This window comes from Vibrio sp. JPW-9-11-11, assembly GCF_013369335.1.
Taxonomy (GTDB): Bacteria; Pseudomonadota; Gammaproteobacteria; order Enterobacterales; family Vibrionaceae; genus Vibrio.
Window position 1 is genome coordinate 153085 of the sequence record NZ_SZQJ01000036.1, and the last position, 20185, is coordinate 173269.

A 20185-nucleotide genomic window follows, 5' to 3' on the forward strand; every position below is an offset into this window, starting at 1 on the left:
ATGTTGCTGATATTGCTAAGGTAAGCAGATAACAACAATCACGATAAGATCAGGCATGAAAGCCATTGAGTTTAACAACGTTGATAAATGGTTCGGTGAATTTCACGCACTCAAAGGGATTAACCTCAGTGTCATGAAAGGCGAAATTTTGGTCGTCTGCGGCCCTTCGGGGTCTGGAAAATCGACCTTAATCCGCACGGTCAATGGACTTGAATCGATTTCTAATGGCTCGATTTCGGTTCTTGGTCGCGAGCAATCCTTCCTTCAAGCTGGCAAAGTGGGCATGGTGTTTCAACACTTTCACTTGTTCCCGCACCTGACAGTGCTTGAAAACCTCACGCTGGCCCCCATCAGAATGCTCGGCTTATCGAAAGAAAAAGCAAAAAAACGTGCTATCCACTTTCTCTCTCGAGTCAATATTGAACAGCAGGCGAATAAATATCCGGTGCAATTATCGGGAGGCCAGCAACAGCGAGTGGCGATCGCCCGCTCTCTTTGCATGCAACCTGAGATTCTACTGTTTGATGAGCCTACTTCAGCCCTCGATCCCGAAACTATCCAAGAAGTGCTCGACGTTATGGTCGATCTGGCTAACGACGGCATCACTATGATGTGTGTGACTCACGAGATGGGTTTCGCACGTAAAGTGGCGAACAGGGTTCTCTTTATGGATCAAGGGGAGATTCTTGAAATCAACTCGCCAGAGCAGCTGTTCTCTCAGCCAAACCATCCACGAATGCAACAGTTCTTGCAACAAATTTTGAGCCATTAGCCGATGATAAAAGTGCTTAAACCGACTTTATCCGCCTTACTACAAATGACCCTGTTGCTGACCGGAATCGTCTGGTTGCTCGACTCCGGCGCACAAAGTATGGGTTACCAATGGCAATGGCATCGCGTGCCCGACTACCTGGTATTTTTCGAAGATGGCGAGTGGTGGCCTGCTGAGTTGTTAGATGGCCTGCTCGTCACGATTAAACTATCAGCACTCAGCCTTGCTTTCACCTTACTGCTCGGCCTCACCACCGCGGGGTTAAAACTTTCTGACTCGTGGGTGGGACGAGGATTAGCCAACGTCTATATCGAAGTGATCCGCAATACTCCGCTGCTGGTTCAGATCTACCTGCTCTATTTTATATTCGGTCCGGTCATCGGTCTCGACCGATTCGCAACTGCAGTATTAGCGCTTTCACTTTTTCAAGGCGCCTATACGGCTGAAGTCTTTCGTGGCGGGCTCAACAGCATCCCAAAAGGTCAATTTGAAGCGGCAAAATCGCTTGGGCTGAGCCCATTTTTCACTTTCTATGATGTAATTCTGCCCCAGCTTTTGCAACGAACCTTACCGCCGCTGACCAATGAAGTCGTTTCTTTAATCAAAAACTCTTCCATCGTGAGTGTGATGGCGATTTTTGACCTCACCACCGAAGGGCGAAACATCGTTTCTGAGACCGCTATGCCGTTTGAGATCTGGTTCAGTGTCGCGGCAATTTATCTCGCTCTGACGTTACTGCTGTCAGGGTTTTCTGCTTGGATGGAACATAAACTTGGCGCTAGTTGGCGTACACAATAAAGGATAGTGACTATGACAAACATTGGAAAAGCCTTGTTAAGGGGTAAAGGGCTTAGAGCCGCGATGGCCGCACTATTGGGCCTAGCGATTAGCTTACCCAGCTCGGCATCCGAGACGCCGAATCTCGATAAGATCAATGAACGCGGAACCCTGAGAGTAGGCATGTCGACCTTCGTTCCTTGGGCCATGCGCGATAAACAAGGAGATTTAATCGGCTTTGAGATTGATGTCGCCAACAGACTGGCGGAAGATTCAGGCTGGAAAGTTGAGTTTGTCCCAACCGCATGGGATGGCATTATTCCTGCGCTGCTGGCTCAGAAGTTCGACGTGATCATCGGCGGTATGAGTATTACTCCAGAGCGCGCAAAAAGCGTCCTTTTTACCGCTCCCTATTCTCATTCAGGTGTACAGATAGCGGCGAACAAAGCATTGGCTGAGGGTTTTGCTCAGTTGAGTGATTTTGATTCACGCCGAGTAAAAATCGCAGCTCGCCGCGGCGCCTTTACCGTTCAGGTTGCACGAGAAACGTTCCCGAAAGCCAAAATTCTACAGTTTGATGACGACGCGCAAGCATTCCAAGAAGTACTTAATGGCAATGCCCACGCCGTTATCGCGTCTAGCCCGAAACCTGAGCATGAAGCAGTGAAAAACAGCGATAAACTGTTTATTCCTTTTACAGAGCGCTTATCTAAGGGTAACGAAGCCTTTGCGGTGCGCTTGGGCGAAAACGACAAACAAGCTTTCTTCAATAGTTGGATTCAGGCTCGTACTGAGGATGGCTGGTTAAAAGAGCGCTACGAGTACTGGTTCTCAACCCTAGATTGGCAAAACCAGATCGCCTCAGGTCAATAATCACAAAGGCCCGAATCATTAAGTTAAGTGGTTCGGGCTGCAACTAGGAAGTCATACTCGGTGTTTAAAGCGAAATCACTCCCTCAACCATCATTCGCCACGACCAAACGAACATTCAACAAGCTCGATATTGTGTTGATTTCGATCTTAGCCGTCGCTGGGTACTGGCTCTATCAACGCTCCGTAGCAGGAGTCAACTACAACTGGCGTTGGCAAGAGGCGCTTGAGCTGATATTTACGCCTCGCTCCGATGGCTCCCTCCCCTACTTTTTTCAAGGACTGATTTCGACACTGCGCATTAGTCTTTGGGGTATGTTGCTGGCGATGAGCTTAGGCACCACTTTGGGCATCGCAAGGCGGTCAAGCATTGCACTCTTACGCATGCCAGCCAATGCGTTCGTTCAGTTAATTCGCAACATCCCTCCTTTGGTGTTTGTGTTTATTTTCTACTTTTTTGTTTCTAACCAGTTAATACCTTTACTTGGACTTGACCAAATCCTTCGCCAATACAACGGCGATATCAACACGGTTCAATACTTTCTGTTTGGCCCGGCTAACCTGTGGGAGAACTTGCTATCTGGGATCCTATGTGTCGGGCTGTTGTCTTCTGCTTATGTTGCCGAAGTGGTACGTTCTGGCCTAAGCAGTATTGCTCAAGGACAATGGGAAGCGGCAGATTCTTTGGGTTTATCCCCTTGGGTAAAATACCGTTATGTTATTGCACCACAAGTATTGTCAGCCATTACCCCGGCCCTTGCAGGACAAGCCATCTCGTTAATAAAGGACACGTCCATAGTGTCGCTGATTTCGATCCAAGAAATGACGTTTGTCGGTACCGAAATTGCTAACTCATCCGGGTTAATTTTTGAAATATGGCTGATCGTCGGCCTGGCCTATTTCACCCTGTGCATGTCTCTTTCTTTGCTGTTTAAGCAGATAGAAAAGCGTAGCCTCAAGCATCTTCAGCACTAGCCAGTTCAGCCTGAGACCGCCGATTACATAAGGTAATGGTCAACCAATAGAGCGACAAACAGTAGCATTAAGTGATAGATCGAAAAGACGAAAGTCTTCATCGCTCGGGTTGGGTCGTCGCTAAACTTAAGCTTCCAAGCATGCCAAACGAACATCGAGCTCAGAACCAAAGCAGCCGTAAGATAAAAGACGCCCGCCATTTCAACCAGAAAAGGCAATAAACAAATGACAAGCAGCAAAATGGTGTAGAGCAGAATTGAGGTTTTGGTGTACTCGACCCCATGAGTTACGGGTAGCATAGGAATATCGGCTTTAGCATAGTCTTCTTTACGATGAATAGCCAAGGCCCAAAAGTGCGGCGGCGTCCAAATAAAGATAATCATCACCAATAGCCAAGCATTGGCATGCAACTCCCCTGTGACGGCTGTCCAGCCCAATAAAGGGGGCATCGCACCAGCAATACCCGCAATAACAATATTTTGCGGCGTTGCCCGCTTTAAATACAAGGTGTAGACCACCGCATAACCAAGCAAACTTCCGAACGTCAGCCAAGCCGTTAAGGCATTGACGCCAGAATAAAGAATGACAAACCCCGCTACGCCAATCGCGGTAGCAAATGTGAAAACATGACTAGAGCGCAGTTTACCTTGCGGCAAAGGGCGTTGGTAAGTACGCGCCATGATCGCATCAATCCTTTGGTCGATAAGATGATTAAAAGCTGCCGCCGATCCTGCCATCAACCCCACGCCGCTGAGGCCAAGCAAAGCGGCTTGAATCGGTAAAGCGCCAGGTACGGCCAAGCACATACCCACCAAAGCCGTTAACAGCATCAGGGCCACCACTTTCGGCTTGGTCAGGGTAAAATAGCTCTTCAAGCGCCCTTTTTCATTGGCTGAGTGTAATGAAATCGCCTTACTCATGAATGCTCTCCTTAGACAACGAATTTGACGCGACGAGACTCAGTTCGCGCACAGCCCAAAGCACATAATTGGCGCGCAACACCGTCAACAACAACAATGCAGCCCCAAGGTTATGTGCTACCGCAATCACTAACGGCAAGCTCAACAGCACATTGCCGATGCCCAAGCCAATTTGCACCATCAGCATTGTAACGAGTGCTAACGCTGTTTTGCGAAGGCTAGCCTGTTGAGTGATAAAGAGCCGGTAAGCGAGCACAATCACCATCGCGCTCACCACGACAGCTCCCAAACGATGAGTAACATGAATGGTCATTCGAGCCGCATAGTCGAGCGTACCAAACTCATAACTCTCTTGCGGAGGCTGTATCAAATCAAACGCAGTCGCAAAATCGAGATACGCAGACCAATTGCCTTCACAAATTGGTAAGCTGGTACACATCAACGCCGCATAATTTGATGACGTCCACCCCCCTAACGCAATCTGAGCCACCACAACCAGCAAGGTCGCGACTGCCCAATAACGCAACCGTGACGGCTTGTTTATACTCGGCTTAACCGGTGCTTTCCTCTGTAACTGCCAGTGACATAAGGCCAACAAGCTGAACAGGGTAAAACCACCCAACAAGTGCCCCATCACAACTATAGGCATCAGCTTCATTGTCACTGTCCACATGCCTAACAGAGCTTGGAACACCACCACTGTGGTCACCGCGACCGATAACATTAGGGAGAGTTGACGTGTTTTTAAACCAACGAAGGTAATCGCAAACACAATCAAGCCTAAACCACCCGCCACATAGCGGTGAATCATCTCGAGCCAGGCTTTATCTTCTTCGATAACTAGGCTGGGGAACAAGGATTGTGCCAAGGCAATCTCATGCGTTTCATTAGGCACAGTGAAATGGCCATAACACCCAGGCCAATCCGGACACCCCAGTCCTGCATCCGCCAAGCGTGTATAAGCCCCTAACATCACCACAACAAAAGTCACCAACAGACTCAACCTGACCAGATATATCAACTTCATCTCGGCACTCCTTGCCATCAACCAACACGGGATAACTTAAGCAACTTGCGTAAGTCTGCGAGTAGCCCTTTACTTTGAGCAGTCAGTTGCGCCGCAGAGTCGGCTTTGGGATAACGCATGACCAACTGACCGAGTGGATCGACAATCACGTACTCAAACTGACCAACATGACGTGTAAAACTTGGGGTGACTTTCAGCTCAGAAAACTCGCCCCAGTTTGGCGAAGATTTTGCGCTGCTTGGTGTAGTGATGAGTACCGGTTGAACACGTTGCTGGTATTTACCGAGCGCGATATGGCTCTGCCCTAACAGGTGGATCTGTTGTTGGCAAAAGGCATCACACTGCTCTGGTACCACGTAAGCCAATTGCCATTGCTTGTGCAACAACGGGCTATCGATATCCAGCGCTGCTAGCGTCAAGGTGGGCTCAATCAACACCCCTTTATTAGTCACCCCTGATTGGTACCAGTGCTGACTGAGTACCGTTTTGGCCACCACCGCAGGTAGAGCAAACAGCAGTACTAGCGCGATAAAAATCAATCGGCCTCGATAGACTGGGTTAATCATGACTTGCTCCTTGTTTGAGTGTTCTAACCAATAAGAAAAGCGATAGCACCGCCAACGCAAACGCCATCGAAAACCACTGAAAGGCGTAACCAAGGTGTTTCTCTGCATTCATCGAGACTGGTTGCCAGGGCTGTGGATAAGGCCAATCAGAATAGAGGGGCTGTATCACATAGGGTTCAATGTCAATCTGCCACTCACGTTCGAGCTGAGCGATGTTTAGGTTTTGAATGCGGCCGATCTCTCCACGCTCGATAAACAGATCCTGACTGAGCGGGTTAAGCGACTTGCGGTAGATTCGGCCAACCCCCTTAAGTGGTTCTTTCAACCATTTGACCGTCGGCAACTGCGCTCGGGTTGAAGGTGCCACCACAAAACCTCGCTCTAGCAACACCCATAGGTTCGCCTCAGTACGCATCAGTTGTAGCGCCAAGTACCCAACCTCACCTGCAAAATTTTGGTTATCGAGTAGAAGATATTTGCCTTCAATCGGCGTTGCGGAAAACCTCACTCGCAACCCAGTCGGTTGCGTTAATTGATCGTGTTTGAGCTCGGAGAGCGCTAATGGATGCAAATTTTCTCTATCACTAACTCTTTGCTCTATCGCCGTTTTTTCATCGGCTCGCGACAGTTGCCATAAACCCAAGTTGATCAATAGTAAAAACGCAACCACAGTTAACAGACATGCCCCAACAAAACGTAATGTTATCAACCGATCCGCAAAGGAAATCGTTATGGTGTTTATCTTTAAGCTACTACTGCTTCTGCTACTGCTTTTCATCTTAATCAACCTTGGCCGAGCCATGTTTGAGATGGTCAGAGGCGACGACGAACAACATGACGCATCCCCCGACGACAAACCGATGAGCTTTTACCTCGGCCGCCGTGTTTTTCTGTCTGCCCTCGCGATCATCTTGCTGGTCGCCGCCTTACTCAGCGGGCTGATCGAGCCCAATAACCGCCCTTTCTAAGTCACGCTCATCTCGACTAAGTGACATAGACGAAAATAAACAGACATAACCAAACCACATCAACAAAATGCCAATACCAACTGCCTGCCTGAAACGCGAAGTGATTACTTGGTGTAAAGTGATCTTTCGCCACTCTGGCCAGCAAAATGATTAAAAACGTCGTCCCCAACAACACGTGCATACCGTGAAAGCCTGTTAGCAAGAAAAAGGTATTGCCGTATACACCAGACTGCAGGGTTAAACCCAGATCCTGATAGGCATGGATGTACTCTGCCCCTTGGTAATACAAGAAAAAGCAAGCCAGCACGATGGTAATTTCCAACCAGACGATCAGCGCCATGCGTTTGTTTCGCTCAAGGCTTACGTGGGCGAAGTGCAAAGTGATCGAGGAGGTGAGCAGGATAATGGTGTTGATAAGAGGCAACCCCTGCCAAGGCATCGCGGTAGTGGAATCGCCACTGGGCGTTAAGGTCAGGGGCCACATCGCTTCAAAGGTGGGCCACAAAACTTCTGCCGTCATGGCATTGTTGCCAGCGCCACCCAGCCAGGGCACCGAAATCATACGCGCATAAAACAGCGCACCGAAGAAAGCGCCAAAAAACATGATCTCAGAGAAGATAAACCAACTCATACCTTGCCTGAATGAACGAGAGAGTTGGGCGGAATACTTACCACTCATCGACTCGGCAATAACATGACTAAACCAACCTGCAAACATATAAAGAAGGAATAACAGCCCTGAAATGAGAATAACCTTGCCAAACACGCTGTTATCACCACCTTCGTCCATGTTTTGCACGGTCAAGCCTGCGCCAACAGCAATCAAAAACAGGGCAATGGCGCCCACGATTGGCCAACTGCTTTGAGCAGGTACGTAGTAGGGTTGATGTTTTGAACTCATGGCGTTGCTCCTTGCACTACGTCACGACTGGATAAGGTTGACGTGTTGGCTATCTCGGTCACCGTCGCTTGCTCACTGATATCGTATAAGGTGTAAGACAACGTCAGTGTATGGATCGACTCTGGGATATCAGGTTCAATGTAAAAGATCAGCGGCATTTCCGCGCTCGCTGACGCCTTAAGTGGCTGCTGGTTAAAACAGAAACACTCGATTTTGTTAAAGTAAGTGGCGCCCAAACCAGGAGAGACCGAAGGCACCGCCTGACCAACCATGTCGCGCGCAGACCTATTTTCTGCTCGATAAGCCGTTTGAATGACCTCTCCAGGGTGCACGTCCATCGACACCTGATCCGGTTCAAACCGCCAAGGCACGTTATGATGGTTGTGCGCCATAAACTCAACTCGTATCACCCGTGAGGTATCAGGTACCATGCCTTGCGGCTGCAATACTGACTCACTATTCGTCTTGCCATTGATCCCAAGCGCATCACACATCACGTCATACAGAGGCACCAGCGCAAAGCCAAAACCAAACATCGCCACCACGGCTGCAATCAGCTTTAAAGTCAATCGTTGATTTGCTTGATTGGTGAGACTCATAGCGCACCCCTAATCAATTTTCGGCGGCGTATCGAAGGTATGATGTGGTGCAGGGCTTGGCACCGTCCACTCTAGACCTTCGGCGCGCTCCCAAGGTTTTGCCGACGCTTTTTCACCACCACGGATACACTTGATAACTAACCATAAGAAAATCAGCTGCGACAAACCAAAGGCAAAGCCGCCAATCGAAACAATCTGGTTAACATCGGCAAACTGGATCGCGTAGTCAGGGATCCGGCGTGGCATCCCGGCCAGCCCCAGAAAGTGCATGGGGAAAAACAGTACATTGACCGAGATAACCGAGCACCAGAAGTGCCACAAACTGAGCCTTTGGTCATACATATGCCCAGTCCACTTCGGTAGCCAATAATAGGCCGCAGCCATGATCGAGAATACCGCGCCCGACACCAACACATAGTGGAAATGCGCCACAACGAAATAGGTATCGTGGTATTGGAAATCGGCAGGAACAATCGCCAGCATCAGACCGGAGAACCCACCGATGGTAAACAGAATAATAAAAGCAATCGCAAACAGCATTGGCGTTTCAAACGTCATCGCGCCTCGCCACATGGTCGCTACCCAATTAAACACCTTAACGCCAGTGGGCACAGCGATGAGCATAGTGCAGTACATGAAAAACAGCTCAGCAAAGACCGGCATACCCGTTGTAAACATATGGTGCGCCCACACCAAGAACGACAACAAGGCAATGCTGCAAGTAGCGTACACCATCGAATGATAACCAAACAATTTCTTACCACTGAACGCGGGCACTATGGCGGAGACTATGCCAAATGAGGGCAAAATCATGATGTAAACTTCAGGGTGGCCAAAAAACCAGAAAATATGCTGGAACATGACGGGATCGCCGCCCCCGGCGGCATCAAAGAATGACGTCCCAAAATACTTATCGGTCAACACCATGGTCACCGCCCCCGCCAGCACAGGCATCACCGCAATCAGTAAAAACGCAGTGATAAGCCAAGTCCAGACGAACATCGGCATCTTGAACCAAGTCATACCAGGCGCGCGCATGTTGACGATTGTCACGATGACATTAATCGCCCCCATAATGGAGCTAATCCCCATAATATGGACAGAAAAGACAAACAGCGCAGTGCTATCCGGGCCGTATGTCGTCGATAGCGGTGCATAGAAAGTCCAACCGAAATCGGGGCCTCCGCCCTCGGTGAATAACGAAGCGAGCAAAATAGCGAACGCAAAAGGAAGAATCCAAAAACTTAGATTATTCATACGTGGCAGCGCCATATCTGGCGCGCCAATCATCATTGGGATCATCCAGTTAGCCAGACCGGTAAATGCAGGCATCACAGCACCAAACACCATCACTAAACCGTGTACTGTGGTCATTTGGTTAAAAAACTGCGGTTCGACCAACTGCAAACCTGGTTGGAAAAGTTCAGCCCGAATGACCATCGCCATCGCGCCCCCGGTGAGGAACATGATGAAACTGAACCACAAATAAAGCGTGCCGATATCTTTATGGTTAGTGGAATAGAGCCAACGAGTGATCCCTTTAGGCGCATGATGGTGGTCGTCTTGCTCAATCGCAGCGGTGCTGTTCGCGCGCGCGATGTCACCATCAGCAGCAGGAGCTGACTTGGTTTTATCTTCGATGACACTATCTGGTTTGGACGTTTTCATTGTCCCTCCTTAGACGCCTTAAACTGGTTTACATCTGAGGCCTGAACTGAATCACCCACGCTGTTTCCTAGCCCGTTACGTTGATAAGTGATGACAGCAGCAATTTCTTTATCGGTAAGCTGATTGGCGAACGCTTGCATCGCCGTGCCGCTGCGTCCGTTAACGACAACATCAATATGTTGGTCGACCTCTCCTGTCGCCACTTTACTGGCCGTAATCGCCGGGAACGCACCAGGAATACCCGCACCATTAACTTGGTGACACACCGCGCAACGGTCCAGATAAACCTTTTCTCCGATCGTCATCAATTCATCGACGGACAGAGAAGCGGTCAAAGCCGCTGCGGCCTCTTGTTGTGCTTGGGCAATTTCCGCTTTTTTAGCCAGCAGCCACTCATCGTATTGCTGCTCTTCCATTGCATGCACCACCACTGGCATAAAGCCATGAGCGCGGCCACACAACTCGGCGCACTGACCTCGGTAGATGCCGGGCTTATCAATACGAGTCCATGCTTCATTGATAAAACCGGGGATGGTGTCTTTTTTAACCGCAAAGTCTGGTACCCACCACGAGTGAATCACGTCATCCGACGTTAGCAGGAACCGCACTTTGCGATTGATAGGTAAAACGAGCGGATTATCAACTTCGAGCAAGTAGTGGGCGCCTTTCTCTTCGATGCCCTCTATCGATTTCTGACTGGTCGCCAATAAACTAAAAAACTCCACATCTTCGCCGAAGTAGCTGTAATGCCATTTCCATTGCGACCCCGTTATTTTGACAGTGAGATCCGACCGGGAGGTATCTTCCATTGCGACTAACGTTTTCGTCGCAGGAATCGCCATAAGTACCAAGATCACAATGGGGATCACGGTCCAAATCACTTCTACTTTGGTGCTTTCGTGAAAATGTGCAGCAACAGCGCCCTTAGACTTGCGATGGTGGTACATGGAGTAAAACATCACCCCAAACACCACCAGTGCGATGGCGCAGCAGATATAAAAGATCAGCATGTGCAGTTCATACACCTGACCGCTTATCTCTGTTACCCCTTGCGTCATGTTGTAACTGTTACTTTCAGCGCGTGCGGAGTGGGTCGCAAGGGACGCGGACAGAATAAGCACGTTGACTGAAATATGTGATGGTTTCAAAAGATCTCTCCTCTGCCTCCGCATCAAGCGTGATGAGGTACCCGTGCCACGCACAACTCCGGTTAGGCAAGAAAGTACCAAGCTACCTTTGGACCTTAGAAAATGAAGTTAGAAAGCAAATAATGTGTAAATTGTTATATTTATGTTAATAAACGTTAGTTGGCGTTTCGAGATTGTGCAAGAAAGTCCTAGCGAAAGACGCCGACACGACTCTTACACAAGGTTTAGCGATTGCGCTCTATTAAATGAGAATCAATATCAATTAAACTGGTGCGAATTGTGTGAAATCACATAGACTTAATGGGTAACAACCTCTGATAACGAAATAGGTAGATAAGATGATGGATAACGTGACCCGCTGGTTGGAAAAAGATCCCGACCCGCACACAAGAGAAGAGCTTCAACACCTTATTGATCAACAACAGTTCTCCGAGCTGGAAGACCGCTTCCGACAGCGGCTTGAATTTGGTACTGCGGGCCTACGTGGTGAAGTAGGTTGTGGTCCCAATAGAATGAATCGTTTAGTTATCCAAGAGACCGCGACCGGGCTGGGGCATTATTTAATCGAACAAGTCTCTGATGCCAGACATCGCGGCGTGGTCATTGGCTACGATGGCCGAATCGACTCACAGCAATTTGCCCACGACACCGCATGCGTACTCACCGCATTAGGCATAAAGGTTTTCCTCACTCACACTGTCGCCGCAACACCGATCGTCGCCTTTGGAGTAAAGCACTTTAACGCGGCCGCCGCTGTCGTGGTGACTGCGAGTCACAATCCTCCCCAATATAATGGCTTTAAAGTCTACTGGGAGAATGGCGCGCAAATTATTCCACCGCACGATGCCGGCATTGCCGCTGAAATAGACCTTGCCGCGACCAAAGCCATCCCATTGATGTCACTCGCGGATGCGGAGAAACAAGGTTTGCTCATTTGGTTGCAAGATGATTACTATCAAACCTATCGTCAGGCAATGAATGACAACCCCTTGTTACAACATCGCCATCAACCAGAGCTGGTTTCTGTCGCTTACACCGCGATGCACGGTGTCGGTGCATCAATGGCTGAAACCCTATTAAAAGATGCGGGCTTCACTCAGGTTTACAGTGTAAACGAGCAACGTGAACCTGATGGCACCTTCCCGACCGTTAATTTCCCCAATCCCGAAGAAGCAGGCGCTATGGACAAAGTGATTGCGCTTGCAAAACAGCACAACGCCGACCTCGCGTGCGCCAACGACCCAGACGCAGACCGTTTCGCCGTCGCAGTACGAACACCTGAAGGCGATTACCAAATGCTGACAGGAGACCAAGTCGGATCGCTATTTGGCCATTACCTGCTGTCACAAACCGAGGCCAGCAAACAGTTGGTGGGCAATACAATTGTCTCATCAACCCTGCTCAACAAGATAGCCTCCGCCCACGGCGCACACTATTACCAAACTCTCACTGGTTTTAAATGGCTAACCAATGTCGCGATGCAAAAGCAAAGTGAAGATCAGCAGTTCTTGTTTGCCTATGAAGAAGCGCTTGGTTACACCATTGGCAACCAGGTGTGGGATAAAGATGGGCTTTCTGCCCTAGTAGCTTTTGCTCAGTTGACTGCCGAGCTTAAGAGTCAAGGAATGAGTATTTGGGATCAATTAGAGCAGCTTTACCGTCAGCATGGTATGTACCTGAACGCTCAGCGCAGCATCGCGCTGGATCCGACATCACCACCTGTGGGTGATAAACTACGTGCTTATCCCCCAACCATGATAGCGGGACGAGCGGTTGAAGTGAGTGAAGACCTCAAGTCGCTCACCAAGACATTCGCCGACGGCACTACCGAAGCGATTGACTTACCCGCCAGTGACGTACTTATTTATCACTTATCAGGAGGAGCACGTGTGATTGTTCGTCCATCAGGAACAGAACCTAAGCTCAAGTGCTACTACGAGGTGGTGGAGCCATTTTCAAGTGAAGAAAGTTTGGACCACGCGTTAGAGAAAGCCACTGAATCCATGGGTATGCTGATTTCGGAACACCAACACAGCTTATTGTAAACGACTTCAACCTCATCAAAGGCTCAAATGCATATTTGAGCCTTTGTCTTAATTAAACGATGTGTTTTTGCAAAAAGATTTTGTCTACACCTTGGGTTGGAAAGCCTGTGTATCGACCGACTTCCTTAAAACCAAGTTTGGCGTAAAAACCTGGCGCCTGAAACGTATAAGTATCGAGATATAAATCGGTCACACCCAGCTTTTTAGCTTCAGCCTCCACACGCTCCATAAGCAACGAACCCGTTCCAGATTGACGCTGAGACTCATCAATCCATAAGAATTCGACAAACAAGGTATTGGTAAAAATCTCCCCAGTGAGTCCACCGACGAAGTCTCCATTATGATCTTCCGCATAGCAGGCGAGGCTATGCACATCTTCGTGCGGAAAATGCTTCATATTGAATGCCTTCAAACCAGAATAGATCACATCTTTAATATTTTTCGGCGGGTTGAGAACGAACTGAACATTCATAACGGCTTCCTTGTTATGGCATAACTTCAAGACAAAAAAGGCCAGCTCGCGCTGACCTTTGTTGCTTAGCTCGCAAAGGAGCTTAACATCCAAATCGCTAAAACAACAAATATCAACCCCATAAACTTGTGCTGATAAGTGCGGAATCTTTCGTTCTCGAGCAACGGTTTGCCTAAGGTACCAACTAGTGCAACTAACACCAAATTAAACGCCAAACCCAGTACATTGAGCAATAACCCCAAGGCCAGCATCTGTTCACCAGAGGTCGCATTGATATTACCGGAGACAAATTGAGGTAGAAACATCACAAAGAAAACCAACGCCTTTGGGTTGAGCAAGTTACTCACCAATGCTCGCTGGTAGAAGGTGGTGGCCACTTTACTGCTTCCATCCAACTCGGGCGCATCGGCGGCACTGGCACGCAGACAATCCCAACCCATTTTTAACAGGTAAGCCCCTCCCAGTAAGTGCAAAGCTTTGAGCGCAATCGGGCTCATGGCAATCAACGCTGACACACCAAGCGCTGCGAGAAAAGTCAGAATAATGCCCGACGTAGCATTACCTAAGCTGGCAAAAATGCCCACTTTACGCCCGTAGCTCATACTTGAGCTGGCGATCAGCAACATATCGGGTCCTGGTAACAATAATAAAGCAACGACTGCGGTTAAATAGACCGGCAGAACAGTAATATCAATCATTCTTATAATTTCATAAATACAGCAAAGCGCGGGATTTTATCCTAAAAAATAGCCACTTTCCACACACAAACAAAAAGAATAAAATCCAAAAATCAGAACAAACAACAAGCAAAAACTCACCCAGAGCGATAACCAAGATAGGGCAATTTTGTACAAAAATAATCAACCGCTATAAGCTAGACTCGGTCTGCAGCCCGTAAACAAACTCATTAGCAAGGAGAGCGAATGGTAAAAAGTGCTAAAGAATCGGCCAACTTTCATTTCGCCGGGGAACTAGGTGGGCTTGAACTGCTGGATGCCAAATACACCAATCAAAATTTTTCTCGCCATAGTCATGAAGGCTATACGATAGGAGTGATTGAGAAAGGTGCCCAAAGATTCTATCGAACGGGTGGCAATCATATTGCGCCGCAGGACAGTATTATTCTTGTCAATGCTGACGAGGTGCATAATGGTCAAACAGCCACAGAAGGTGGCTGGGAATACAAAGCCATGTATCCACTTCCAGAACAGTTTGAGCAACTCAGTCAGGGGCTGTCTTCAACAATCGCCACGCCATACTTTACCGAGCCTGTCGTCTATGACCCAGAAATGGCTCAGCAATTGAGGTTGGTCTTTAACACTCTAGCTCAGTCAGAGAACAAGCTGCTAAGAGAAACCTTGGTATATGGTACTCTGATCAAGTTGGTCTCGCGCCACAGTAGAACTCGGGTAAATTGGGAGCCCAAGAGCCGTAGCCAAAGGCAACTGGTGTTAGTGAAAGAATTTCTCGATGATTTCCCCCAAGCCGATGTCAGTTTGGAGCAACTGTCGAAGCTCGCTGGACTGAGCCCGTATTACCTCACGCGAAGCTTCCAAAAAGAGTTTGGTTTACCGCCTCACGCTTATCAGATTCAAGCGCGCTTGAGAGTCGCGAAACAGTTACTGCGGCAAGGTGTGACCATTTCAGATGTGGCTCAAGAAACGGGCTTTCATGACCAAAGTCACTTTCATCGTCACTTTAAACGCGCGCTGGGGGTCACTCCCAAACAATTTGCTGGCAAAAAATAGCCAGCAAGAACGTACAAGCAGACCGTCATCAATCTGTGACTAAATGGATGTATCAGTCACTAGCAAAAGAATAATTATGAATACCATGACCTTAGATTCCCCCCAAAATCTCAGCCGTTCAAGACTGTTCTGGCAAGGCACCCTCGCCATGATACCGTTAAGCATCGCCGTCATCCCGTGGGGGCTACTCGCTGGATCATTTGCCATTGAGTCCGGTTTAACCATTGCAGAAAGCCAAGCGCTCTCGGCAATTTTGTTTGCCGGTTCCGCTCAGTTAGTCGCCACTGGAATGTTTAAGGCAGGGGCCTCACTCGCAACCATGCTACTCGCGATATTCTTTATCACTTCTCGTCATCTACTTTACAGCGTTTCAATGCGTGACAAGATTAAGCCTTTACCCCTTAAATGGCGCTTAGGGCTGGGCTTTCTTCTCACCGATGAACTGTTTGCGATATGTGGTCAACAGTCAGACAAGCAGTTCAATCGTTGGTACGCGCTCGGGGCGGGCTTGAGTTTCTACCTGTGTTGGAACTTAGCCACCCTAGCGGGCATCGTTGCTGGCCGCTATATCCCCGCGATGAATGAACTGGGCTTAGAGTTTGCCGTGGCAGCCACCTTTATCGCAATCGTCGTGCCCAACATTAAAACTTCTCCTGTGGTGATGGCGGTTTTGGTCTCTCTTGTGCTTTCGGTATGGTGCACCGCACAACAAATAGAGTCTGGACTGATGATCGCTAGTGTCGGCGGCATGCTGGCTGGCTACCTCACGGAAACACTGCGCGGAGGCAAACAATGATCATGCTATCGATACTCGCGATGACGGCTTTAGTGTTTTTAAGCCGCTATCTATTTTTAGAGCCCCGTTTACCACTGAGATTAAACCCTCAAGCGCAGCGGTTACTCACGTATTCAAGCCCTGCGGTTTTAACCGCCATTTGGGCACCTATCGTGTTCATGCCTGAGCAGGAGCTCTGGTTATCGCCAAGCAATCCTTACCTGATTGCCGCCGTGGTCGCTGCGGCTCTCGCTTGGAAAAGCAAGAACGTCTTGCTAACCACGGTGATAAGCATGCTGCTCTTTCTCGCGTTAAAGTTGCTTTAACCGAAAAATAACACCAAGACAACCAAGCCGACCCCCATAACCGCAACGTACTTGGCCAACAGAGCCAAATTGTTGCTTCCCCCGTTGGGCGACCGATTACAACATCCCATAAAAAAACCTCCAATTGATCACTCAATTGGAGGTTAATCCTTATCCCAAGGGCAAAGTAAAGCGCTTTTATTGCGCTACCCACTCTATTTCTATCAATGTCTTATCAGCTGATTTTAGGCGAGCTAGAAACACATCCCCTTGATGCACTTCACCCACCCCTTGCGGCGTGCCCGTCATAATGATGTCGCCGTCGCACAACGTCGTGTAACTGGAGAGCTCTTCTACTATGGTCTCTGGTGAATACATCATCTGCTCGACCGAGCCTTTTTGTACTCGGACACAGTTGATAAACAGCTCGATTTCTAACGAATCAATCGCGATCCCTTGTAACGAGATAAATCGACTAAATAGCGCCGAACCGTCAAAAGCCTTGGCACGCTCCCACGGCAAGCCTTTCTGTTTAAGTTGCGACTGCAGCTCGCGCTTAGTGAGATCTAAACCGACTCCTACCGCGCTCAATCTCCCTTGTTCAACCACAAAGCAAATCTCGCCTTCATAGTGAAGCGGCTCTTGATGATAGGCGTGTAATCGAGTGGTAATCGATGTTGCAGGTTTGGCAAACACCACCATTTGCTCTGGCACCGCATTGTTGAGCTCATGGATATGCTCAAGATAATTGCGACCCACGCATAAAATCTTTCCGGGTTGGATCGTTCGCTCTTCAACCTTCACACTGTACATGCCATCTTCCTTGATTCATTTGACTGCCAACATTCTAATCAAAATGTGAAGTAATTGAATGATTCAGCAACATTTTTTGAGGTTTGATCCCAGCTTATCTCACAACATCTAGCTTGGTTCTGTGATCACAAAGCCTTACTTGCCTATTTCTCGTGGCAAGCAATAAAGCCCTCGGCGAAGCGAGGGCTTAGATTGGACAGTATCATCGCTTACTTAGCGTTTACCGCTTTAATAAACGCTTGTTGCGCCCCTTCTACATTAAGGGATTTCGCTTCTTCGAGTAAGCTCAGGGCTTTGTCGAGATTGTTCTCAGCTACCGCTTTTTCAATACCACGGATATAGTAGTTTCTAGTGTCCTCTAGAACAGCAACTTGTGGTGCTTTAGTTGTAATCACACTAGAGCCAGTATGTTTATTAACAGAAAGGCTTAAAGGCTCAATGCTGATTTCGATTTCACCAAAATCTACATGTTTTGCGATAGGATCCGGAATTTTTGGCGGGTCATTTCTTTTGGCAATCGCCATCGCTTTAGCAGGATGAATAAGAACCGTTTCAGCCATTAAGTCTGACGCAGTTGTATAAACGACAAAATTGAGACGATTTACGCTTTCAGGCACTAAAAATTCCACATCACCTGATAGTGCTTCTCCGAGTATGAAATCATCTCTGTTGTATGAAAAATGTGACGAGTCAAAATTTTGTATTAAGTTAAAATCCTGATCATACACTGCTAGATTTGGGGCAAACACCGTAAGCTCGTTAACAGGCGACTTCAAAGAGATTTTGAGCCCCACATAATCACTGTCTATCGAGAACACACCTACAGGGCTTTCAGTTAAGGAGTTAGACAGGGTCTGAGAACGATGATCGATTGTCATTAACAATCGGTTTCCATTCACTTCTTGCCAAGATAGGTCAGATACATTCGCGACTTCTTTCACAGTAGTTCGAGGAGCAATAACTGTTTCAGCAGGTGAGACACATCCACCCAATAAGAACGCTGCAAATAAGGTCGAAGCAATTCTCTTCATACTAAATCCTTAATACCAATAAGCAGGCCATCTCACAAAGATGACCTGCTATTCAACTAACTTAGTTTACCACCAAGCTTCTACTTGAGCGCCAACCATTAGGTCGTTATTGTCAACTGACAAATCGCCATTGTACGCACTTGCAAATACTCGGATAGCTGGACGAGCCCAAAAACTTGTACCCGCTTGCCACTGTTGTGCGATGGTGATTTTATTCAGATCTTGAGACGAGTCCGCCCAATATTCGTCTGCTTTGTAGTAACCTAGCTCAAACACTGTGCTCATGGTTTCTGACCACTTATATGAAGGTCGAACTACGGCACTCATGCGTTTACCATTGTCCGAAGCACCTTCATCATCAAGGATTGAGTATATAAATGAGTAACCAAGATCCCAAGACTCACCAGAAATTACACCCCAGTCGATGAAGCGCATAGACTTACGACCTTTTTGACCTTGTTCTAAGTTGTAACCAATCCCCATGTGACTGTTTACACCATAGCCATCCCAGCCAAAACCTTCTGTGTTGTATTGGAAGATAGCCTTGTTAAAGCCGCCAAAGAAGTTGCCCTGCGTATGTTCAACGGTAAAGCTGTATCCAACTTCATCCAAGCCATAATCACTCACGTTGCCTGTGCCATTGTTGATAGCAGTTTGCTGTGCGTCAGTGTAGTCAGGTTTAGCAACGAAGAAAACAAAGTCCAAAGAACCGTCTTTATTGGTATTTAAACCAGTGTAACGTAAGTCTAGAGTTGGAGCCGAAGAGTAAAGCTGCTCTGCTTCTAATGCAGATGACTCATCTTCTGGAGTACTTGAATCATCAACAACGGCTAGAGGCGCCTTCCACTTTCTATTGAAGATTGCAGCAGAGAACTTGCCATCGCCTAACTCAATGTTCTCAATACCGATACCATCTCCAGAAGTGTTTACATAATACATATCTAAAATATGTACATCTTTACGTCCATAGTAACGCTTACCAGCCCACAATGTTTTTCCATCTTCCATGGTGTAGTCGACCCACGCCTCGCGGAATGAAGCGCGTTGTCCACTCCAAGGGTCTGACGCATCACCAATATTTTGGAATGAGCTACCTCTAGTGTCTCTTTGAGTAGATGGATCTTCGGCTGTACCGAATGCTAGAAGCGTATGTGCATTAAAGCTTCCACCATCACTTGTTTCATAGAGCTTATTTGCATTTAAAATAAACTCGCCATACATGTCACATTCATCACCTAAGCGGCCAACTACATGAGCCGCAGGTCCGCCATTACCGTAACAAAACTGAGAGCCACCATCTGCATTGAAACCCATTCCAGCACGGAAATATCCATGGTAATCAACTTCTGCAGCCGCTGCTCCTCCGGCCATTAGTGTGGAAACCACTGCGGCAGCTAATACACTTACTTTTTTCATTATTTAACTCCATTTAGGGATTATTATTCTTTTGCTCTCTCGTTCTAGACTCTGTAAAGGCAGAAACAGATTCGACATAAAAGAGAGGTAAGATGGGAGTTAGGCCCTCGCCTTTCTCCCCGTTTGTTTCAACTGCTGCAAGATTAACCGGGGAGTAGACGCTAAGAATCCTCCAGATGAGAAATAGTTAGGGGGGATGAGAAAGGATGAGAAATCATACCCTACGGTGTTTTTAAGTGTTTTGTCACAAAAGTTGGGAGGAGAAAAATCGAATGGAAAGAAAATGGGGCTACAAAATGTCAGATCGCTCACTGTTTGCTGATAAATAACACAAATAATGAAATTTAATTACAAAACTAATATTTAACAATCAAGCTTGACCTAATTCA

Annotated in this window: 22 protein-coding genes; 9 read left to right on the forward strand and 13 right to left on the reverse strand. The window is 47.8% G+C overall.

What is annotated here, in order from left to right; translation table 11 throughout:
- The first annotated feature begins 55 nt into the window (after positions 1-55).
- From FCU94_RS16545 to FCU94_RS16560, 4 genes are read left to right on the forward strand one after another with little or no spacing between them, the layout of a single operon-like run.
- Positions 56-772, forward strand: a complete 717-nt coding sequence (locus tag FCU94_RS16545; protein WP_176289576.1) for an amino acid ABC transporter ATP-binding protein — start codon at positions 56-58, stop codon at positions 770-772.
- A gap of 3 nt (positions 773-775) precedes the next feature.
- Positions 776-1570: an amino acid ABC transporter permease gene (locus tag FCU94_RS16550; protein ID WP_176289577.1), complete on the forward strand. Its 795-nt coding sequence runs from the start codon at positions 776-778 to the stop codon at positions 1568-1570.
- 12 nt (positions 1571-1582) lie between these two features.
- A complete protein-coding gene (locus FCU94_RS16555; RefSeq protein ID WP_176289578.1) occupies positions 1583-2422 on the forward strand; it encodes a transporter substrate-binding domain-containing protein in 840 nt (279 codons plus the stop codon).
- 60 nt (positions 2423-2482) lie between these two features.
- Entirely contained in the window at positions 2483-3394 is a 912-nt protein-coding gene (locus FCU94_RS16560; protein ID WP_176289579.1) for an amino acid ABC transporter permease, read from the forward strand.
- Positions 3395-3417: 23 nt separating this feature from the next.
- On the opposite strand, the gene cyoE is transcribed toward FCU94_RS16560, so the two are convergent.
- From cyoE to FCU94_RS16580, 4 genes are read right to left on the reverse strand one after another with little or no spacing between them, the layout of a single operon-like run.
- Positions 3418-4314 (reverse strand): heme o synthase, encoded by an 897-nt coding sequence (cyoE, locus tag FCU94_RS16565; protein ID WP_176289580.1) that lies wholly within the window; start codon positions 4312-4314, stop codon positions 3418-3420.
- Positions 4307-5341 (reverse strand): COX15/CtaA family protein, encoded by a 1035-nt coding sequence (locus FCU94_RS16570; RefSeq protein ID WP_176289581.1) that lies wholly within the window; start codon positions 5339-5341, stop codon positions 4307-4309. Before FCU94_RS16570 ends, cyoE begins: the two co-directional genes overlap by 8 nt.
- A gap of 17 nt (positions 5342-5358) precedes the next feature.
- Positions 5359-5907, reverse strand: a complete 549-nt coding sequence (locus tag FCU94_RS16575; protein WP_176289582.1) for a hypothetical protein — start codon at positions 5905-5907, stop codon at positions 5359-5361.
- Positions 5900-6616: an SURF1 family protein gene (locus FCU94_RS16580; RefSeq protein ID WP_255199294.1), complete on the reverse strand. Its 717-nt coding sequence runs from the start codon at positions 6614-6616 to the stop codon at positions 5900-5902. The genes FCU94_RS16575 and FCU94_RS16580 overlap by 8 nt, the downstream gene beginning before the upstream one ends.
- A gap of 22 nt (positions 6617-6638) precedes the next feature.
- Between FCU94_RS16580 and FCU94_RS16585 the strand changes: the two genes are divergently transcribed.
- Entirely contained in the window at positions 6639-6875 is a 237-nt protein-coding gene (locus tag FCU94_RS16585) for a DUF2909 family protein (protein ID WP_176289584.1), read from the forward strand.
- A 16-nt stretch (positions 6876-6891) separates the two neighbouring features.
- Here FCU94_RS16585 and FCU94_RS16590 read toward each other — a convergent pair whose 3' ends face one another.
- From FCU94_RS16590 to coxB, 4 genes are read right to left on the reverse strand one after another with little or no spacing between them, the layout of a single operon-like run.
- Positions 6892-7776 carry a cytochrome c oxidase subunit 3 gene (locus tag FCU94_RS16590; protein ID WP_176289585.1) on the reverse strand — a complete coding sequence of 295 codons (885 nt, stop codon included), beginning with the start codon at positions 7774-7776 and terminating at the stop codon, positions 6892-6894.
- Complete coding sequence (locus tag FCU94_RS16595) at positions 7773-8375, reverse strand: cytochrome c oxidase assembly protein (protein WP_176289586.1); 603 nt, start codon at positions 8373-8375, stop codon at positions 7773-7775. The genes FCU94_RS16590 and FCU94_RS16595 overlap by 4 nt, the downstream gene beginning before the upstream one ends.
- Before the next feature lie 9 nt (positions 8376-8384).
- Complete coding sequence (gene ctaD, locus FCU94_RS16600) at positions 8385-10043, reverse strand: cytochrome c oxidase subunit I (protein WP_176289587.1); 1659 nt, start codon at positions 10041-10043, stop codon at positions 8385-8387.
- Complete coding sequence (gene coxB, locus FCU94_RS16605) at positions 10040-11215, reverse strand: cytochrome c oxidase subunit II (RefSeq protein ID WP_176290067.1); 1176 nt, start codon at positions 11213-11215, stop codon at positions 10040-10042. Before coxB ends, ctaD begins: the two co-directional genes overlap by 4 nt.
- A 314-nt stretch (positions 11216-11529) precedes the next feature.
- On the opposite strand from coxB, the gene FCU94_RS16610 reads away from it, so the two are divergent.
- Positions 11530-13236: a phospho-sugar mutase gene (locus FCU94_RS16610; protein WP_176289588.1), complete on the forward strand. Its 1707-nt coding sequence runs from the start codon at positions 11530-11532 to the stop codon at positions 13234-13236.
- Between the two features lie 52 nt (positions 13237-13288).
- Here FCU94_RS16610 and FCU94_RS16615 read toward each other — a convergent pair whose 3' ends face one another.
- Both FCU94_RS16615 and FCU94_RS16620 read right to left on the reverse strand, forming a co-directional pair.
- Positions 13289-13708, reverse strand: coding sequence for a GNAT family N-acetyltransferase (locus tag FCU94_RS16615; RefSeq protein WP_176289589.1), 420 nt, complete (start codon positions 13706-13708; stop codon positions 13289-13291).
- 65 nt (positions 13709-13773) lie between these two features.
- Complete coding sequence (locus tag FCU94_RS16620) at positions 13774-14406, reverse strand: LysE family translocator (RefSeq protein WP_176289590.1); 633 nt, start codon at positions 14404-14406, stop codon at positions 13774-13776.
- A 225-nt stretch (positions 14407-14631) separates the two neighbouring features.
- On the opposite strand from FCU94_RS16620, the gene FCU94_RS16625 reads away from it, so the two are divergent.
- From FCU94_RS16625 to FCU94_RS16635, 3 genes are all read left to right on the forward strand, one after another.
- Positions 14632-15456, forward strand: coding sequence for an AraC family transcriptional regulator (locus tag FCU94_RS16625; protein ID WP_176289591.1), 825 nt, complete (start codon positions 14632-14634; stop codon positions 15454-15456).
- Between the two features lie 76 nt (positions 15457-15532).
- Positions 15533-16252: an AzlC family ABC transporter permease gene (locus FCU94_RS16630; protein WP_176289592.1), complete on the forward strand. Its 720-nt coding sequence runs from the start codon at positions 15533-15535 to the stop codon at positions 16250-16252.
- Positions 16249-16557: an AzlD domain-containing protein gene (locus FCU94_RS16635; protein WP_176289593.1), complete on the forward strand. Its 309-nt coding sequence runs from the start codon at positions 16249-16251 to the stop codon at positions 16555-16557. The genes FCU94_RS16630 and FCU94_RS16635 overlap by 4 nt, the downstream gene beginning before the upstream one ends.
- Positions 16558-16734: 177 nt before the next feature.
- Here FCU94_RS16635 and FCU94_RS16640 read toward each other — a convergent pair whose 3' ends face one another.
- From FCU94_RS16640 to FCU94_RS16650, 3 genes are all read right to left on the reverse strand, one after another.
- On the reverse strand, positions 16735-17349 hold the full coding sequence (locus FCU94_RS16640) for a fumarylacetoacetate hydrolase family protein (RefSeq protein ID WP_176289594.1): 615 nt from the start codon (positions 17347-17349) through the stop codon (positions 16735-16737).
- A gap of 209 nt (positions 17350-17558) precedes the next feature.
- Positions 17559-18380: a MalM family protein gene (locus tag FCU94_RS16645; protein ID WP_176289595.1), complete on the reverse strand. Its 822-nt coding sequence runs from the start codon at positions 18378-18380 to the stop codon at positions 17559-17561.
- A gap of 66 nt (positions 18381-18446) precedes the next feature.
- Entirely contained in the window at positions 18447-19796 is a 1350-nt protein-coding gene (locus FCU94_RS16650) for a carbohydrate porin (protein WP_176289596.1), read from the reverse strand.
- Positions 19797-20185: the final 389 nt, after the last annotated feature.

Bases quoted from the DNA above. Each gene is read 5' to 3' on its own strand.
- FCU94_RS16625 (WP_176289591.1), top strand. From the start codon at position 14,632: ATGGTAAAAAGTGCTAAAGAATCGGCCAACTTTCATTTCGCCGGGGAA.
- cyoE (WP_176289580.1), bottom strand. From the start codon at position 4,314: ATGAGTAAGGCGATTTCATTACACTCAGCCAATGAAAAAGGGCGCTTG.
- FCU94_RS16550 (WP_176289577.1), top strand. From the start codon at position 776: ATGATAAAAGTGCTTAAACCGACTTTATCCGCCTTACTACAAATGACC.
- FCU94_RS16635 (WP_176289593.1), top strand. From the start codon at position 16,249: ATGATCATGCTATCGATACTCGCGATGACGGCTTTAGTGTTTTTAAGC.
- FCU94_RS16590 (WP_176289585.1), bottom strand. From the start codon at position 7,776: ATGAGTTCAAAACATCAACCCTACTACGTACCTGCTCAAAGCAGTTGG.
- ctaD (WP_176289587.1), bottom strand. From the start codon at position 10,043: ATGAAAACGTCCAAACCAGATAGTGTCATCGAAGATAAAACCAAGTCA.
- FCU94_RS16575 (WP_176289582.1), bottom strand. From the start codon at position 5,907: ATGATTAACCCAGTCTATCGAGGCCGATTGATTTTTATCGCGCTAGTA.
- FCU94_RS16555 (WP_176289578.1), top strand. From the start codon at position 1,583: ATGACAAACATTGGAAAAGCCTTGTTAAGGGGTAAAGGGCTTAGAGCC.
- coxB (WP_176290067.1), bottom strand. From the start codon at position 11,215: ATGCGGAGGCAGAGGAGAGATCTTTTGAAACCATCACATATTTCAGTC.
- FCU94_RS16610 (WP_176289588.1), top strand. From the start codon at position 11,530: ATGATGGATAACGTGACCCGCTGGTTGGAAAAAGATCCCGACCCGCAC.
- FCU94_RS16645 (WP_176289595.1), bottom strand. From the start codon at position 18,380: ATGAAGAGAATTGCTTCGACCTTATTTGCAGCGTTCTTATTGGGTGGA.
- FCU94_RS16630 (WP_176289592.1), top strand. From the start codon at position 15,533: ATGAATACCATGACCTTAGATTCCCCCCAAAATCTCAGCCGTTCAAGA.
- FCU94_RS16545 (WP_176289576.1), top strand. From the start codon at position 56: ATGAAAGCCATTGAGTTTAACAACGTTGATAAATGGTTCGGTGAATTT.
- FCU94_RS16595 (WP_176289586.1), bottom strand. From the start codon at position 8,375: ATGAGTCTCACCAATCAAGCAAATCAACGATTGACTTTAAAGCTGATT.
- FCU94_RS16615 (WP_176289589.1), bottom strand. From the start codon at position 13,708: ATGAATGTTCAGTTCGTTCTCAACCCGCCGAAAAATATTAAAGATGTG.
- FCU94_RS16620 (WP_176289590.1), bottom strand. From the start codon at position 14,406: ATGATTGATATTACTGTTCTGCCGGTCTATTTAACCGCAGTCGTTGCT.
- FCU94_RS16650 (WP_176289596.1), bottom strand. From the start codon at position 19,796: ATGAAAAAAGTAAGTGTATTAGCTGCCGCAGTGGTTTCCACACTAATG.
- FCU94_RS16570 (WP_176289581.1), bottom strand. From the start codon at position 5,341: ATGAAGTTGATATATCTGGTCAGGTTGAGTCTGTTGGTGACTTTTGTT.
- FCU94_RS16640 (WP_176289594.1), bottom strand. From the start codon at position 17,349: ATGTACAGTGTGAAGGTTGAAGAGCGAACGATCCAACCCGGAAAGATT.
- FCU94_RS16585 (WP_176289584.1), top strand. From the start codon at position 6,639: ATGGTGTTTATCTTTAAGCTACTACTGCTTCTGCTACTGCTTTTCATC.